Origin of the sequence: Mucilaginibacter sp. OK268 (assembly GCF_900103125.1) — a bacterium.
In the GTDB taxonomy this organism is placed as follows: Bacteria; Bacteroidota; Bacteroidia; order Sphingobacteriales; family Sphingobacteriaceae; genus Mucilaginibacter.
This window is the reverse complement of record NZ_FNJV01000009.1, coordinates 222210-239038: the sequence shown is the minus strand read 5'-3', so window position 1 is coordinate 239038 and position 16829 is coordinate 222210. Positions and strand designations below refer to the sequence as shown.

At 46.6% G+C, this 16829-nt stretch carries 16 protein-coding genes; 6 read left to right on the top strand and 10 right to left on the bottom strand.

From position 1 onward, the window contains the following. Nucleotides 1-317: 317 nt before the first annotated feature. Nucleotides 318-1703 carry a GDSL-type esterase/lipase family protein gene (locus BLR84_RS24260; protein ID WP_090472846.1) on the bottom strand — a complete coding sequence of 462 codons (1386 nt, stop codon included), beginning with the start codon at nucleotides 1701-1703 and terminating at the stop codon, nucleotides 318-320. A 7-nt stretch (nucleotides 1704-1710) separates the two neighbouring features. After that, entirely contained in the window at nucleotides 1711-3870 is a 2160-nt protein-coding gene (locus tag BLR84_RS24255; RefSeq protein ID WP_090472845.1) for a DUF5703 domain-containing protein, read from the bottom strand. Between the two features lie 363 nt (nucleotides 3871-4233). Between BLR84_RS24255 and BLR84_RS24250 the strand changes: the two genes are divergently transcribed. The 3 genes from BLR84_RS24250 to BLR84_RS24240 all read left to right on the top strand — a co-directional run bounded on the left by BLR84_RS24250 (nucleotide 4234) and on the right by BLR84_RS24240 (nucleotide 6596). Continuing rightward, entirely contained in the window at nucleotides 4234-5115 is an 882-nt protein-coding gene (locus BLR84_RS24250; protein WP_090472844.1) for an oxidoreductase, read from the top strand. 81 nt (nucleotides 5116-5196) lie between these two features. Further along, nucleotides 5197-6003, top strand: coding sequence for a helix-turn-helix domain-containing protein (locus BLR84_RS24245; RefSeq protein WP_090472843.1), 807 nt, complete (start codon nucleotides 5197-5199; stop codon nucleotides 6001-6003). Between the two features lie 182 nt (nucleotides 6004-6185). After that, nucleotides 6186-6596 carry a nuclear transport factor 2 family protein gene (locus tag BLR84_RS24240; protein ID WP_090472842.1) on the top strand — a complete coding sequence of 137 codons (411 nt, stop codon included), beginning with the start codon at nucleotides 6186-6188 and terminating at the stop codon, nucleotides 6594-6596. A gap of 9 nt (nucleotides 6597-6605) precedes the next feature. Here BLR84_RS24240 and BLR84_RS24235 read toward each other — a convergent pair whose 3' ends face one another. Then, entirely contained in the window at nucleotides 6606-6890 is a 285-nt protein-coding gene (locus BLR84_RS24235; protein WP_143013988.1) for a hypothetical protein, read from the bottom strand. Nucleotides 6891-6899: 9 nt separating this feature from the next. Next, nucleotides 6900-7070 (bottom strand): hypothetical protein, encoded by a 171-nt coding sequence (locus tag BLR84_RS30145; protein ID WP_176852146.1) that lies wholly within the window; start codon nucleotides 7068-7070, stop codon nucleotides 6900-6902. Nucleotides 7071-7219: 149 nt separating this feature from the next. Between BLR84_RS30145 and BLR84_RS24230 the strand changes: the two genes are divergently transcribed. After that, nucleotides 7220-8620 carry a serine hydrolase gene (locus tag BLR84_RS24230; RefSeq protein ID WP_090472840.1) on the top strand — a complete coding sequence of 467 codons (1401 nt, stop codon included), beginning with the start codon at nucleotides 7220-7222 and terminating at the stop codon, nucleotides 8618-8620. Here the strand turns inward: BLR84_RS24230 and BLR84_RS24225 are convergent. Together BLR84_RS24225 and BLR84_RS24220 are read right to left on the bottom strand one after the other, a co-directional pair. Then, on the bottom strand, nucleotides 8609-9298 hold the full coding sequence (locus BLR84_RS24225) for an ArsR/SmtB family transcription factor (RefSeq protein WP_090472839.1): 690 nt from the start codon (nucleotides 9296-9298) through the stop codon (nucleotides 8609-8611). The genes BLR84_RS24230 and BLR84_RS24225 overlap by 12 nt on opposite strands. 10 nt (nucleotides 9299-9308) lie before the next feature. Further along, on the bottom strand, nucleotides 9309-9779 hold the full coding sequence (locus BLR84_RS24220) for a DinB family protein (RefSeq protein ID WP_090472838.1): 471 nt from the start codon (nucleotides 9777-9779) through the stop codon (nucleotides 9309-9311). 328 nt (nucleotides 9780-10107) lie between these two features. On the opposite strand from BLR84_RS24220, the gene BLR84_RS24215 reads away from it, so the two are divergent. Beyond that, the gene (locus BLR84_RS24215; RefSeq protein ID WP_090472837.1) at nucleotides 10108-11001 is read left to right on the top strand and encodes a helix-turn-helix domain-containing protein; all 894 of its coding nucleotides are present in this window, start codon (nucleotides 10108-10110) and stop codon (nucleotides 10999-11001) included. 67 nt (nucleotides 11002-11068) lie between these two features. Next, nucleotides 11069-11479 carry an ester cyclase gene (locus BLR84_RS24210; protein WP_090472836.1) on the top strand — a complete coding sequence of 137 codons (411 nt, stop codon included), beginning with the start codon at nucleotides 11069-11071 and terminating at the stop codon, nucleotides 11477-11479. Here the strand turns inward: BLR84_RS24210 and BLR84_RS24205 are convergent. The 4 genes from BLR84_RS24205 to BLR84_RS24190 all read right to left on the bottom strand — a co-directional run bounded on the left by BLR84_RS24205 (nucleotide 11476) and on the right by BLR84_RS24190 (nucleotide 16829). Then, nucleotides 11476-11961 (bottom strand): peptide deformylase, encoded by a 486-nt coding sequence (locus BLR84_RS24205; RefSeq protein ID WP_090472835.1) that lies wholly within the window; start codon nucleotides 11959-11961, stop codon nucleotides 11476-11478. The genes BLR84_RS24210 and BLR84_RS24205 overlap by 4 nt on opposite strands. A gap of 1 nt (nucleotide 11962) precedes the next feature. Beyond that, nucleotides 11963-13135, bottom strand: coding sequence for a glycoside hydrolase family 130 protein (locus tag BLR84_RS24200; protein ID WP_090472834.1), 1173 nt, complete (start codon nucleotides 13133-13135; stop codon nucleotides 11963-11965). Between the two features lie 176 nt (nucleotides 13136-13311). After that, nucleotides 13312-14697: a vanadium-dependent haloperoxidase gene (locus BLR84_RS24195; protein ID WP_143013987.1), complete on the bottom strand. Its 1386-nt coding sequence runs from the start codon at nucleotides 14695-14697 to the stop codon at nucleotides 13312-13314. 98 nt (nucleotides 14698-14795) lie between these two features. Continuing rightward, nucleotides 14796-16829: a glycosyl hydrolase family 95 catalytic domain-containing protein gene (locus tag BLR84_RS24190; RefSeq protein WP_176852145.1), complete on the bottom strand. Its 2034-nt coding sequence runs from the start codon at nucleotides 16827-16829 to the stop codon at nucleotides 14796-14798.

Genomic DNA, 16829 nt, shown 5'->3' with positions numbered 1-16829 from the left:
GCCAGTTAAACATTAACCTATTTAGCTGGCGGCAATGGCTAAATTACAATAAAAACAGTTTACATTCAAAGGTAATGTGATTATATGGGTAACAATTCTGAAGGAGGAACGCATACTATTAAAACCAAACATGATACTTTTTTAACATCTATTCTCCATTGGGCAGTATAGCCGACTCGCTTCTCTTTGGCTTCGAAGGAAAGAGGGTACACAAACACGTCATTGCAAGGTACCTCTCCTAAATCCTCTCCAAAGGAGAGGACTTTATAAAGTCTGTTTTCGTCCCCTCTCCTTTGGAGAGGGTTAGGGTGAGGTTTCTACTTTATTTCATACCCCGTGGCCTTCAAAATAAAATCAACAATGGGCTGCGGATTGGGCAGGCTGTGCGGGTGGTGTTTAAAGCCGGGCTTATGGATCACGGTGATGGAGCCGCCCAACGCTTTTACCTTTTGCTCAAACAGGAGCGTATTTTTTGATGGGTCGAGCGCTTCGTCCTCATCGGCCGAAAGGTGCAGCATAGGATAACCACCCACCACTATCTGCGCAACCTTATCCAGCGGACTTGCCTTTAACGCGCCCAGGTCTTTTACTCGTGCCAGGTTAAAATCTTTTTTGAGTAGGGCTGAGTCGGACCAGAATTGCAGATCTAACAGGGCGTTATCGGCATACATACAGGCTACTTTGGTTGGGTTAACGGCAGCCCAGTTATACATGTAAATTCCGCCGCGGCTCATGCCTTCCAGTACAGCTTTCTGGCCCAGACCACCGTCGTTCAGTATCTTATAAAAATTGTTCCAGCGGGTGATGGCTTCGTCGTTACCCAGTAGTTCGGCAACATCGCTGTAAACTACATGAAAACCATGCTCCAGCAGGGCAATGTCTGTTTGTGGTTCGTGGCCCCAGAAACGTGCTCTCCAGATCCAGGGATGGCCTTTGGCTGCCCGTTTGGGTTTTACCACTTTGCACTCGCGGCCATCGAGGGTAAATGTGGCGCAGGGATAGCCGTAAAATGAGTCGGTTTTATAAGGTTCTTTGATCGCTTTAAAAATATCAAAACCGGCATCAGGTGGCAGCAGCACGGCAGCATACAATTTTTTGGCGGCAATGGCTGAACCCTCTATATTGGGGTGGATCTTATCGGGCATCAAATCCTCATGATTGATCAATGGCGAATGCATATCCAGCACTTCCAGCTTTTCGTCATAAGCCACCTGCCTGATGTGCGGGTTAACCCGGTTCACAATAACCGGATCATAAATACCTGTGCTATCCTTTTCAAAGGACGGCATGGCCAGCAGCAAAATGATGCGCGGGTGCGAGGGCAACTGTTTGAAAGAGTTGATAAGCGTATGATAATCAGCCTCAAACTCATTATAATGCGGGCGATTAATGGCTTTGGCATCGTTACCACCCAAATCGATGAACACAATATCCGGGTTGCTTTTGAGTGCCTGCTGATAGGCCGGTGTGCTCACATAAGGGAAATTACCTTTGCTCAGCAGCGTAGCGCCGCTCACGCCAAAATTGCTCACCTGGTAACCCTTACCCAACAAGGCCCCCAGCTGTGCCGGGAACGACTGTGTTGCCGGATCGGGCAGTGTTGCGCCATAGGTGATGCTAGCCCCTATGCAGGTGATACGGGTGACCGCCCCTACTGGTACTACCAGGCATAAGGCAATGAGTACGATGAGGATGTTTTTCATGGTGATCTTATTTCTTGCTCATATCTATCACATCGGCTGCACGGCTGGCCGGTGTAACTTTCAGGTTTTGTAATTTACCGTCCACCACTTTACCTTCAACGGTAGTATTGTAAGGCGCGTTCAGCTTAAAGCCTGCATTCCATCCGGCAGGCCAGGCAGGCAGCAGGATAATCTTTTTGCCATCGGTTTGCAGCAGCATTTGCTGCAGGCCGTTTTCGCCGTTGCCACCGTTATCTTCGTCGGGGTGATAGTCGTTACCTGAGGCCCAAAAAGCCGGAAATTTCAAATCGGGCGCCTTGCGGGTAAACGCGAAGCTCACATAATCTTTAGCCACATCGGCTTCGCCCAGCATGGCGGCCTGTATCGGGTCCTGCACCCAGCAGCCTTTAGAGCGTTGTTTACGGGCATCAAAAGTATTGCGGGCTAAAGCCAGGTCGGGTTTGCCGATGCCATACAGTCTGAATGGGTATATAGCATACAGTTCAGGGTTTTCGCTGTTGAATGATTTGGCCGTTTGCGGACCGGTATAAGGCAGCAGTAATTTTTTATCGTCGCTTACCGGCAGCGGCGGCAATATGCTGTACAACTTTTGCCATTGCGCCTTAGTTTTATCATCAACGATGGTAGCAGGTAATTGCAACAGCCGGCTGATCACCGCATGCAAAGCTGCGATATCGGGCGTGGGGTTATGCACCTTCCAGAACATCTCAATGGAATTATCCGGATCAAGCAGCAGCTTGCCTGTGCTGTCGCGGCCAAAATGCTGATCGAAAAATTGCAGTCCGGCGGTGGCTATGGGCAACAGGGTTTGCTTGGCAAATTTGGTGTCGCCGGTGTACTCGTAATAGTCGAGCATCATCATGCTCAGTTCCAGTATCGGCGTAAAATAATGGCCGGTATAATTGGCCTTTACATCAGGACCCATATATTGCAATCCGCCCCAAAAAGGCGAGGTTTCGGCAAAGTATGCACCGCCGTGATTGTAAAATTGTTTCACCTGCGCCGTGTTGGCCGGCAATATTTTGGCATACATATTAAACAGAGACAGCATCATATCAAAGTCGCCTGCCATGAGCCTTGGCCAATACATGGCACGGGTATTCTGAAACCAGTATTGCCCGCCCCAGGCCCTGAAATCGGCGTTCTGCGGATCGGGTTTGCCGTCGTGTTTCCAACTGGGGTTATCCACCACAAATATCGACCCATTGAACTTGATAGGACCAGTACCACGGCCTGCACAGGCGGTAACAAACCGCTGCAATACATAGCCTTGTGTAACCTGTTTGGCTTGTTCATCACCCTGTAAAAACACCCAGCTGCGGTTCCAAAACTGCCCCCACCATTGCTGATGCGCGGCGCGGGTTTGCTCCAGGCTAAGTTTTTCGATCTCAGCCACCTGTTGTTTTAGTTTCGACAGCCATTGCTCACCGCTACCGGCAACGGCTGTTAAAGGATAAATAGAAATCAGCTGTGAAGTTATTTTACCTGATTGCAGCGTAGAGGCGTCTTTACTCAACAGTCCTTTACCTTTTACTATAGCACCAAAGGTTAAATTAGCCAGGTGCGGATCAGTGGTTGATGAATTATGGTGATACCAGGCTACCTGATTTTGCTGGTTATTCAATACGGTATCGGTTTGGCCCGCGCGCCAGTTATCCAGCTTTACATTGACGCTTACCGGGCTACCGCTCAACGCTTCCACCCTGATCACGGGATGATTGGCATCCACCCAAACCCGCAGCTTTACCGCCGATTTACCGGTGCCTTCCTGAACAAGGATCTCGCCGTTTTTAAGTTTCAGTATTTGTTTAAAGGCGGTGCTTTTGGCCAGCGGATTGGGGCTTACCGAAACGTGGATAGCGCCTAATTTCATGAGTACACCGCCCTGTTTCATCCACGGGTCTTTCTGCGCGTCGAGCTCTCCACCCCAGGCATCGGTTTTGCTGATGTAGAATACCAGGTCGCCACTTTTTTCAACCCATACATTAAGGCCGATATCGCCATTACCCAGGGGCATGGATTGTGCCGATGTAGGTCCCGGCGTATCCCAGGTTACATTGTATTGGCTCAACAGGGTATCTTGATGAACGGATTTAGCGAAAGCGGTTGAGGCCAGCGTCAAAAATAATAAAGCAATGCAGGTAGAGGCTAAATTTTTATTCTTCATCAATAATTTATTTTCGGGTAATTGGTTTATTCTCCCCGATAGGTGTATAACTGATGAGCAAATTAACCAAATGAACTTAATAAAATATTAAAAAAGGATTAACCTGGGGCAAGAAGATATTTTAAACCACGTCATTGCGAGGTACGAAGCAATCTCTACATAGGCAGGTCAACTATGCAAGTTCGCTCTGTATAGCATAGTGATTGCTTCGTACCTCGCAATGACGCGTTTTTTAACTCCCTCTCCTTTGGAGAGGGCTGGGGTGAGGCCATGAACGTTTCAACAAAGCAACTTGAGCGTTTCAACAAAGCTGCATCCTGAAATACTACCGACCTTTGTTATACAAAATTAAAACAGAAGATAATGACAAAGATTTGGTTTATAACAGGTAGCTCCCGCGGATTGGGACGCAGTCTAACAGAAGCCGTGCTTGCCAAAGGCGATAAAGTTGCCGCCACAGCACGCAAACCCGAACAATTAAAAGACCTGGCCGATAAATATCCCGGCCAGCTATTTCCCGTACAACTGGACGTGACCAACAAGGCGCAGATCGTAGCGGCGGTTGAAAGTACCATCGCGCATTTTGGCCGTATTGATGTACTGGTGAACAATGCCGGTTTTGGCATCATTGGCGCCGCCGAAGCTTTTACGGATGAACAGGTACATAGCCAGCTGGAAACCAACCTGTATGCCCCTATCGAGATCACCCGTGTGGTATTGCCTTACATGCGCAAACAGCGTTCGGGCCATATTTTGCAGATCAGCTCGGTTGGTGGGCGTGTAGGTAATGCCGGACTGACCATGTACCAGGCGGCCAAGTTTGGTTTGGGCGGTTTCAGCGAAGCGTTATCCAAAGAGGTGGCCGATCTGGGCATACACGTAACCTGCGTGGAACCAGGCGGCTTCCGTACCGATTGGGCCGGCGATTCCATGACTTACGCCCCATCGGTTGAAGGTTATGAATCAACCGTAGACGCACGCGTTGGATTTTTTCAAAGCGGCAAATTTGTACCCGTAGGTGATCCGGATAAAGCGGCTAAAGTAATGGTAGATCTGGTTGATCATCCCGAACCGCCAACACACCTGGTACTGGGCAGCGAAGCCATTGCGCTGCTAAAAAATGCCGACAGCTTACGCACCGCCGAAATGGAAAAATGGCTACCGATGAGTCTTTCCACAGATCACGACGAGGCCGAGAATTTCCTGGAATCAGAAGCAGGTAAACTGCTGATGAAATCGAAATAATTCTGTACAGGATATAATACCCCACAGCATTGTTGTATCGGCTTGAAACAACAATGCTGTTTAATTTTTTAAATTTGATATATGCTAAAAGAGAACGAGCTTAGTGCGCAATCAGAGATCCATTACTCCTGCTATTATACCAGGAGCCGTGGCGGCGAACAGTTTATTCCGGAGCATGCTTTCAGTTTCCAGATCTCGGGTGACCTTACACTTACCGGTACGGATAAAGTATACCAGTCCGACCCAGGCGATTTCCGTTTGAGCCGCAGAAACCAGTTGGTTAAATTCCTGAAGCAGCCACCACCCGGCGGCGAGTTTAAATCGGTTTCGGTATTCCTGGACCAGCAAACGCTCCGCAATTTCAGTATGGAATATGGCTACACAGCACAAAAGCAATATGAAGGCGATAGTATCATTATACTAAAACCCAACCCACTTTATAAAAGCTTTATGGACTCATTGCAGCCTTATGAGCATTTACAACAACCGGCGGATAAAAACCTGCTGTCGCTCAAATTACGCGAGGCTATCCTGATACTATTACAGGGCAATCCCGAGCTCAAGGACGTACTGTTTGATTTTAGCGAGCCCGGCAAAATCGACCTGGAAGGCTTTATGAATAAAAACTTTCACTTCAATGTACAGCTCAAAAGATTCGCTTATTTAACCGGCCGCAGCCTGGCCACTTTTAAGCGCGATTTTGAAAAGATCTTTCACATCACGCCCAGCAGATGGTTGCAGCAAAAAAGATTGCAGGAGGCACATTACCAGATCAAAGAGCAGGGCAAGGCTCCTTCTGATGTTTACCTGGAGCTAGGGTTTGAGGATCTTTCACACTTCTCCTACGCCTTTAAGAAAACGTTTGGTGTAGCGCCATCGAGGGTTTGATATAATGTTCCATGCAGGAGTGTCACCCTGAGCACCGTCGAAGGGTAGAGCGCAGGGGTCCACCCACCATGCTTCGACGGAGCTCAGCATGACAGCCTTGAATGTTTTTCAACGGCATGTACCACACAATCAGTAAATGATACCATTAGGATTGATACATCCCTGCTTATATTTGCTACATCATGGAACAAAAAACACCACTACCACCGTTCACCTTTGAAACGGCTACCCAAAAAGTGCAACTGGCAGAAGATGCCTGGAACAGCAAAGATCCTGAACGGGTATCCTTAGCTTATACCATCGACAGCGAATGGCGCAACCGCTCGCAGTTTATCAATGGCCGCGCGGAGATTGTACAATTTTTGAGTGGTAAATGGCAAAAAGAGCTCGACTATAAGCTAAAAAAGGAACTTTGGGCTTTTACCGATAACCGGATAGCGGTACGTTTTGAATATGAGTATCATGATGCCGCCGGACAATGGTACCGCGCTTACGGTAACGAGAACTGGGAATTTAATGAGCATGGCCTGATGCAAAAAAGATACGCCAGTATCAACGATGTGCTTATTAATGAAGCAGACCGCCGGCTGTAACCCATTGGTTTAGGTAATTAAAGTAGGAGCCTTCACTATCTGACATATCATATTGATGATAGCCGCAGGGCCTTTGCCTCTTTTGGCCATCTTTTTAAACTTTTCCCAGGCTTCTTCTATATCGATATGGCTTTCGGGTTTTACCAGTTCGCATATCTCCCATACCAGTTTAAACTGTGTAAAATACCTGAGGTTATGCTTACTGGCAGCTACCCATTTGTCAATCATCTCTATCTCGGCCAGCCTGGCTTCGCCCAGCATATATTTTGTTAGCAACCTATCCATCGTGTTCATACTGGTAAACTATAGGCTGCTGGTTACATACCAGATGATCATGGGCAAATCATCAACCAGTTTAAAATGAAGCGCCTTTAAGACCCTGTCTATATGGTTATCCTTTATTTTCGCAGGATTGTGTGTTTCGTACTTTAACCTGTCAAAACTATCTGGCGGGCAATGGCTTATATCATTCATAGTTTTATTGATGCTTATTTCCACTAAAACACAATCCGGAGCTTTTACCCCTACCTGGATATAAAATTTATTTGATCCGCACCAGATCGTCTGTAACGAATTTGGAATTGCGGCGTCTTTTAATCAGTTCCCTTACTAACCCTCATTACATGAAAAAGATAAGCTGTGCTGTTATTTTACTCCTGGCTTTCACCCATGCATTTTCACAGGAGAAAAAGATAAAATCCTTTGCCGATGAATACGGCATACAGGGTTTACAATTGGTTTATGTTAAGGGCAATAAAACCCAGGCCTACAACATCGGCACAGTAAATAAAGGCTCCGATAAAAAAGTAAGCTCAAATACCATTTTTGAAGCTGCCTCATTAAGTAAATGTGTGTTCGCCTACACGGTGATGCGTTTGTATGACAGTGGAATCATTAGCCTGGATACGCCCCTACTACACTATACGGGCAGCTATGAGCGGTTTGATCCCAAAGATGCCCGCTACGCCAAAATAACCGCCAGGATGGTACTAAGGCATACCACAGGTTTACCCAACTGGGGCGACGACAAAGGCGCCCGGCTATTATTTACACCCGATAGTTGTTTCTCCTACTCCGGCGAAGGCTATGTGTTTTTACAAAAAGCCGTTGAAAAACTAACGCGTAAATCACTGAACGACCTGGCACAGGAAGAGGTATTCACCCCTTTTAAAATGACCAGCAGCAGTTACGTTTGGGAAAGTAAATTTGATACGGTATCTGCATTTGGCAATAGCCCCGGGGCCATCAACCGGCATAAAAATGCAAATGCAGCTTATAGCCTGCTCACCACCGCCCATGATTATACACTTTTTTTACAGGCCTTACTAGCCGGACAGGGATTAAAACCGGCTACCCGCCAGCTGATGTTTGAAAAATCAAGCTCGGGAACGCGCTTTGACCATCCCATCATAGAAGCTAACCAGCATATTGACTGGGGGCTTGGTGTGGGTTTACAACAAAATGAACTGGGAAAATCAATCTGGCATTGGGGCGACAACGGCGATTTTAAAGGTTTCTTTATTGCCTTTCCTGATCGACAGGAGATCCTCGTATATTTTACTCATAACCCTTACGGCTTAAATATCACCGCCGATATATTGAATACTTTTTTTGGCAAACAAACCTGGTGGCAGGCCCAATGGCTCGATTATGGATTTAAATCGCCCAAAGAAATTAAAGCTTTGCGCGCCAAACTGGCCAAACGTGGCTACAGTCGCGCTGTTGAAATAGTAGAAAAAGAAAAGAAGAACAATCCTGCCTATAAGCTGCCCGAGGATGATTTAAATAGCCTGGGATATATGCTGATGTCCGATAACAAAAAAAAGGAAGCAGCAGAAGTGTTTAAACTAAATGTTAACTTATATCCAAACAGCGCCAATACTTACGACAGCCTGGCCGAAGCGTACGAGGCTTTAGACGAAAGAGAACTTGCCATTAAAAATTATAAACACTCACTGGAGCTAAACCCTAAAAATAACAATGCCGCGGAGCATATCAAAAAACTGGAACTACTACCCCTTTAAATCTATGTTCAATCGTTGCTTAAGTTCAAACTCGCCTTTGGAGGTGATCAGCAGGTTTCTTTTCTGATAAATTTTTCTGAACCAGCCTTCCTTCAGGAAATATTGCAGCATGGCCGCGCCAAGTCCTCCCGCCAGGTGCGGGGTTTTCTCGGTCCAGTCAATACATTTTAAGGCAAGCGGTCTTTTGGCAACAATTAACTGTGGAACTTCTATTTCCAATTCTTTAAACCAGCTGAGGCCCTGTGGGGTAACGCTAAACTCCTTGAGATGATCGGGATGATCGGTAATAAATCCCTTCTTCAACAACGCTTCGGTTACCAGCACCCCGGCCAGTCCCGCCAGGTGGTCATAACAACTACGCGCCGCCCGCACATCCCGCTGAGCAGAGTTAAGTTCTTTAGGGGCCGAAAAAATATTGGAAAGTGTTTCAACTGCTACCGCTATCTCAGGGTTGGCATATACAAAGTATTTATGTTTGCCTTGTTTCTGCATCTTCAATATCCCAGATTCTACCAGCTTTTTGAGATGGCTACTCGCCGACTGCGGTGTGATATTTGCAGCGATGGCTAAATCACCGGCAGATACAGGTTTGCCATCAAACAGCTCCCAGATCATGGCGGCGCGAGCCGGTTCGCCAAACAAAGCCGCCGCTTGTTTAAAACTACTCAGGTTGGTCATATCTTATCGGTTAATCCCAAATTTGGGGACGGTCAACATTCATTGTTCTTAAGTACGATAGCAGTTGGCCGGTGTGGATAGCTTCGTGATAGGCTATCCTTTGTAAATAATCGCCTAATTTCCGTTTCAGGTTTGCTTTGGGTCTTACGATCTCAATTTCCTCCAGCTGCGTTTCTGAAAAATGGCTAATCACTTCCATAAAAGCCGCATGATGCGGTGATGCAAATGCTATTTCGTCCTCAATGCTCATATATGGTTTATCCTGCCATGGCGTGATCAATTCTCCCAGGTCTCCCCGGTTAATAACGATCTGCTGATAAATATACTGGCTTTCGATGATATGACGGATAATTTCTATACAGGTCATTGCACCGGCATCGGGTTTCCAATCATATTTATCCTGGGGTATGCCGAGCCATACTTTGATACTCCGGCGTCTTATTTCATTAAAATTTAAACAGATAATTTCCTGGCTATTCATATGTGTATTATTATTTAATGCAATGTTACGATTGCTAAATAGCTTACACTTCGGGCTGGCTTTAACTGTACATAAAAAAGCAAGAGCCCAACCTTTTTAGGGGCCCGGCTACCTGCTCACACACAAATTAAAAAATTAAACCTTTTTATATACAACACGTGCAAGTGCTTTTACCCTTACTGTAGGGTGAAAATTATTGGGTGATAAAAGAACCGGATGTCATGCTGAGCGCCGTCGAAGCATGGTGGGCAGGCCTTTGCGCGCACCCATCGACGAGCTCAGGGTGACAGCCCTTTTTATGTTTCCTAAGTATTCTTTAATTTGCACTATGGCTTTATCTGCAAAAGATCATATCATACCTCAATACTCCTTTCAGGAAATGTTTCCCACGGGCAATGGCATGTTTGAGCTGGTTGAAGCCAAGGGCCAGTTTAACAAGCATAAAACGATGTTCCTGGCACCACACCGGCGCGATTATTACCAATTGGGACTGGTTGATGAAGGCGATGGACGGCATTGGGTCGATTCTACCCTGTACCAGCTTGATCCCAATTGTTTCTACTTTTCTACCCCGCAGCAGGTTCATATCAAGGAGCAGGCCAAACCTTTTATGGGTGTAAACATTTGTTTTACCCGCGAATTTATTGAGCTGGAAAATAATCGCCTGTTCAGGAACCTGCCCATTATTGCAAATCCACAAAACGTGCATGAGCTGAAACTTCAAGCCGCCGACCGTGATTTCATACGCCATATTATCAGCCTGATGCTGGACGAACAACATCGGCATCAAAGCTGGAAAAACGCTGCCTTGCAAGCTTACCTGCATACTCTGCTTATCTATCTTAGTCGCCTTTATGAGCAACAGTTTACCGCCACAGAACAAAATACTGACAGGCAACTGCTCCGTCAATTTACCACCTTAATAACGGAACATTACCTGCAACTGCATGAAGTAGCCGCCTATGCCCAATTGCTGCATATTTCCACAGGTCACTTAACAGCCATTGTGAAGGCCCAAAGCGGCAAAACGCCTATTCAGCATATCCATGAGCGCCTTGTTGTTGAAGCCAAGCGCCTGCTTTTTCATACCGGGCATTCTGTAAAAGAAATTGCCTTTGAGCTGGGCTTTGAAGATGATGCTTACTTTAACCGTTTCTTTAAGCGTTTTGAAAATTTAACTCCAATTGAGTATCGCAGAAGCATCCTCGAAATTTACCGTTAATGCATCGTTTTGTACCATACCCCCTAAGCTTTGCGGGATAATTTTGCCGCTACTTAAAAGATAAAACATGACAGAACAAGAATTAAACAAAGCGATAGTAACCCGTTTTAACCTCGAGGTTTTAGAGCAAGGAGATTTTAACGCTTACCAGGAAATTGTAAGTCCGGATTTTATAAACCACACCGCTCCTGCTGGCACCGACAATGGTTTCCAGGCTACTTTTGATTTTGTAGATAAGGTGGTTAGAAAAGCATTCCCGGATCTTCGGATGGAGATCAAAAACATGGTAGCCGAGGGCAATAAAGTATTTACCCATAAACTATTGCACGGCACACATATTGGCGAATTTATGGGGATAAAAGGCAGCGGCAAACAAGTGGTGATACCTACTATGGATATTATTTATTTAAAAGATGGTCTCTACACCGATCATTGGGCCATTAGGGATATACAGGATGTGCTGAAAAAGGCTAATTAAAGCCGCCATTTGAATGCCCGGGGATCAACGGCCCGGCTGATGCACAAGATACCTTCCAGATGATCATACTCATGCTGCAGCAGTTCGGCCAGGGCATCTTCCATGTGCCATTCCTGTGGTTGCCAGTTTTCATCAAGATAGTTGATGGTGAGTTTTTTGTGGCGCGCTACTTTTACCAGTAGATTAGGAAAACTCATGCAATCGTCCCAGAGCTCAAATTTTTCGTCGCTTAACCAGGTAAACTCAGGGTTAATGAAAACGGTTTGCTGATCAATATTCATATAGATCAGCCTTTTCATGATCCCTAATTGCGGAGCAGCTATCGCCCGTCCGAAATTATATTTAGCACGGATCTCCCGCATCACATTATCCATATCGGCTACCCAGTTGGTTACTAAAGATAGTTCGGTTTTCAAAACGGGTTTGCACTTTTCATATAACCTGGGGTCGCCCAGGAGTAAGAGGTCTGCTAATGTTTTCATACTATTTAACGGGGCTCACGGCCGCGGCTATTTTGGAATCGGCGGTGCCATAATACAGGTACCAATGATTGTCAAATATAGCCAAACCCTCCACAAAACAAACCTGGTTCACCTGCCCTGAGCGTTCGTATGGTTTTTCGGGTTTCATAAAATAACGATCCAGGCGTTTGATCAATTTGGTAGGATCGTTCTTGTCAAACAAAGCCTGCGATGCGGTATAAGTACCCTCGGCCAGTGTCTTATCGCCAAAGGATGGCACATTGCGGCTGTTGTAGATCAGCACAATACCTCTATCGGTCAGGATGGCCGGTGGACCAGATTCCACCAGGTCGCTGTCAAATTTACCTTCTCGTGTGGGCAGAGCTATCTTGAGTTCGGGCATATTAAGTGCTTGTGAGCGTAATTTTACCGGTGGCTTTTCGCCAGCCTGCATTTTTACAGGCGTCCAGTTGATCAGGTCGGTTGAAGTGGCTGCCCAGATCTGGGTATCGCCCCAATACATCCAGTACTTGCCATTAATTTTGGTGGCGATCACTTTACCACTTTTCTTATAGGTAGATACGATAGAACCAGATTTGCTCCATTTATCGGCATATTTACCACTATCTGCTTTGGCAAACACGCTGCCATGTTTTTTCCAGTTGATGAGATCGGTTGAAGTGGCTATGAGCAGGCGGGCGGTGGTGCCGTCAAAAGCGGTATAGGTCATGTAGTAAGTCCCGCGACCATCTTCTACAACCCGCGGATCTTCACAGCCGCCTTGCCATTCCAGTTTTTGATAATCGTCTTTATCAGGATACAATACCGGTGTTGGCTTGCGTACAAAATGCGTGGCATCGGTACTTACGGCCAAACCTATCCGCGAGGTACCCGCCGGCTTGCCAGTGCTATCCTGCGCCCGGTAAAGCATCCAGATCTTGCCGCCACGATTCACAATGGCCGGGTTAAACACATCCTTGACTTCCCACAAAACTTTAGTTTTTAATATCGGGTCGATAAAGTTGCCCCTGCCCGGACCTAAAACCGGATTAACACTATCCAGCTTGGTGAAGGGTAAAATAGCCCAGTTATCGGTAGTATCAACCTTAACCGCAACTTTCTTTTGGTTACTCTGACAGCCGCCTATTATTAAAGAAACAGCAATGGCAAAGGGAATAATAACGTTGAATTTCATAGATGATGTGCTCTTTATGCAGTCGCTCGGCTCCAGCCGAGTGACCGTTATTACCCGGCCTCCGGCCGATGCTAAAATATATAAAACCTGCCTCGCAGGCCAGAGGCCTGCGGATAATCGTCACTCGGCTGGAGCCGAGCGACTGCGCGAGTCAAGATAACAAACAAAAAGTCTAATCATAAAGTTCTTGATTTGATTAGTCTTTTTGTTATTAAAATTATTTGTCTTGATTCCTGACTCTCCTTTTTCATCACCAGTTTTATCGCCACAGAATCACCTACTATTTTACCATATTGGTTAGATACGATGCAGGAATTATGAAAATGGATGCCCCCATAAAACCGGGCCCAAACGTTTTCATTAGCCGCATCGCGGAATGATTTGTACGAGCGGCTTTTGATGCCGAACTCCAGTTCGGAGGTATCGGTATAAGCTACATTATCGCCCAGGGCGCTGGTCAATGCCTCGGCAGCGGCAGCGGATATGGTGCAATGCCCGCAGGTATATTCCGGAAAGGGCGGTGTTTGCAGGTGTGGCCGCCATTCATGATCAATGTATTTGTTGATCACCGTTTCGGGGCGTGCCGTGGCGTAGGTGTATTTGGCCGTCCATGATTCAATAAAGGCATCAAACAGGGCAATGGCGGTTTTAGCATAGGCATACACGGTTGTATTGAAATCGGCTTTTACCTGTTTGGCGCCGATGCCCACAATGCTGAGCCAATGCCCCGGCGGCGAAAATTTCTTGGTCACAAACATCACATGCCCGGTTACATTGAGCTTACCGGGATTGTCATCCCAAAAATCGGCCATATGCGCCTGGTCATGAGTTAAACTGTCGACCGCGTTTTTAATGTACATTACTTCGTGATAGTATTTGCTGCTTTTATCCGTTACGTCAAATGGAGGAGGTTGCGGTACACTGTATTCTTTGGCGTTGTGCATCACCATGGTACGGATCTCACCCCAATGCGGTTCAACGGCTTCGCCATATAGTGGTGGCGTAGGTGTCCACCTGCCGGGCACATTGTTAATGGCAAACTTGGGTGCGCTGCGGGTTTTCAGGTAATTATCCTTCTTGCTCCAGGGCATGATAGAGCCCACCACCGCTTTTGCAAAAGCCTCAGAATTGCTAACCATCTCTTGTGGCATACCATGCTGAACCGCCATGTTGTGCAGGCTATCGGTATAATATTTTAAACTCCCCTCGGGGAAAGTGACAGCCTCGCCTACTTTACAAAAGGCCAGCAGGGCGGCGTATTCATAATCAATAGTTTGGTTGGCGGGTGCTTTGGCTACGGTTTGCAGGCCATTCAACTGCCCAGCCAGCGAGCGATATTGCTGCGGACTGCCTGCGGCGATCACCTCATAGGCCGCCACCGTGGCATAGGCATAATTACGCGAAGCTACCACCGGCGTAAAGTTATTTCCCATCACCACCCGGTTCAGTTCATGCACCGTTCGACTAAACAATGCCGGATCATGCAAAACAGTTTTATAATCTGATTTTTTGCAGGAGGTAAATAATACGATGGCAGTTATAAAAATCAGTAGTAATTTCATAGAATATCTTTTAAAAGGCTGTCATGCTGAGCCTGTTGAAGCATGGTGTGCAGGCCTCTACGCTCACCCTTCGACGGGGCTCAGGATGACACCCATTTTTACTTTACAACATACGTTTTTTTATCAACACCTACACCAGTTATGGTTAACGATTTCCAGTTTTTGGGTAGTTTACTTTTGAGTTGCACAATACCTTCAGGGGTAATATCCAGTCCGCCAAACCCCATCAATAAACTTTGAATAATACCTCCTGCTCCAGTAGCGAAATAAGGATTGGTACCGCCTTTGGTTTCGGCAATAACCCGGAATGGCGGCAACAGGTTGGGCTCATAAGCATCTTTGAAAAAATGATACGCTTTATCACCGTTACCTAAACGGGCATACAGCAAAGTAAATATGCCTTGTGTCATGGCGGGCGTACCCTCGTTTGGCACACGGGTTTCGTAATACTCCAGGTCTTTTTTGATCTGCGCCGGATCGGTTATGGTTTTTAGCGGATAAGCCAGCAGGTTTACATCAGCCTGTTTAATGCCTTCGCCTTTATAGCTGGCAAACTCTTTGGTAACGCCATCCGGGAATTTCAGGATCGGGATATTTTGTTCTACCTGTTGCCAATCAGGGTCGGCTGTGATACCCAGTATTTTGGCAGCGGCTGTAGCAGCTTGCAGGTTGGCTTTGGCGACGGCATTGGTATAAGCGTTATTGTCTACATTTTCGGCCCATTCATCGGCAGCCACTACATCTTTAATATCATAATGGCCATCGCCGTTACGCTCTACCCGGCTCGCCCAGAAATCGGCGGTTGCTGATAATATTGGCCAGCCTTTTTCCTGCAACCATTGCTTATCCTGGGTAACACAATAGTAGTTCCAGGCAGCCAGGGCCACATCGGCGGTAATGTGGTGCTCAAACGGACCACTCAGCGCCCAAACCGGGGTTTCCTCTACGCCGCTGTCAGCACTTTCCCATGGGAACATCGCGCCTTTATATCCATGCGAAAAGGCATTTTGCTTTGCGGCAGCTAATCGCTGAAAACGATATTCGACTAATGATTTCGCGATATCCGGGTGCATCACCAACAAAGCGGGGTACATCCACAGATCAGCATCCCAAAAAACGTGACCATTATAGCCTAAACCCGATAAGCCCATGGGCGATGGCGAGTAGGCAGTCCCTGCCCGTGAAAAGGAATACAGATGATACAACATACTGTGCACATCCTGCTGGGCCTGCGCGTCGCCTTCAATTTTGATATCGCTTTTCCAGAGGTCATCCCAGGCTTGTTCATGGTATTTGACCAGTCTTTCCCGGCCTTCCAGTTTGGCAAACATGGTGAGGCGCTCGGCCTGGTTCAGCGGGTCGGCGTCATGTGCAGAGGTGATCGACGAGCCAGCCAAAGCGTACTGATACGTTTGCCCCGCTGCAATGGATTTGCTAAATTTCATCAGGTGCATATTGTTATCCCACATCTCGTGGATCACCCTTGGTTCCTGACCATGCTGCTCGTTAAATAAAAAGGTATTGGAAGCACAAAGCTGTAGTTTACCCGTTGGGCTTTTAGCGGTTGATGTGAGTAGACTAATGGTTACGTGTGGTCTGTCTATCTCGTTATAATAGTTCTGCACCTCTTTTAAAGCGTCAGGAGCTTCCATCACGCTGGCAGCAGTAACTTTGATGGCTTTTTTAGCCGTGATGCCGATATCCATCAACACGGTAAAAGGCAGCTGCCTTAAGGAGTAATAGGTGTATTTAACGGAGGCTGCATCGCCATAATCAAAGGTGGTGGTGAAGGCGGCATGCTGCATATCCAGCTCCTGTTTAAAGTTACTGATGTTTTTGGCATCGATGCGTTTGCCATCTACTTCCAGGTACATGCTGAGCAGGTTAAAACTGTTCAGGAAGTTACTCACCCTACCTCGGCCATACAGATCATAAGCGCCGGCAAGCACCACATTTTTCACCTTAAACGGCTCGGGCGACGACACAATACCGATCATCCCGTTAGCTACTGTTATGCCATAGTAGTTAGCGGGATCTATCTTATCGGCTTTTATTTTCCAGGCATCCTGGGCTTTTAATATCGATATACTAAAACAAAAAAGACCGATCAATAAAATATATATTTTGTTCAT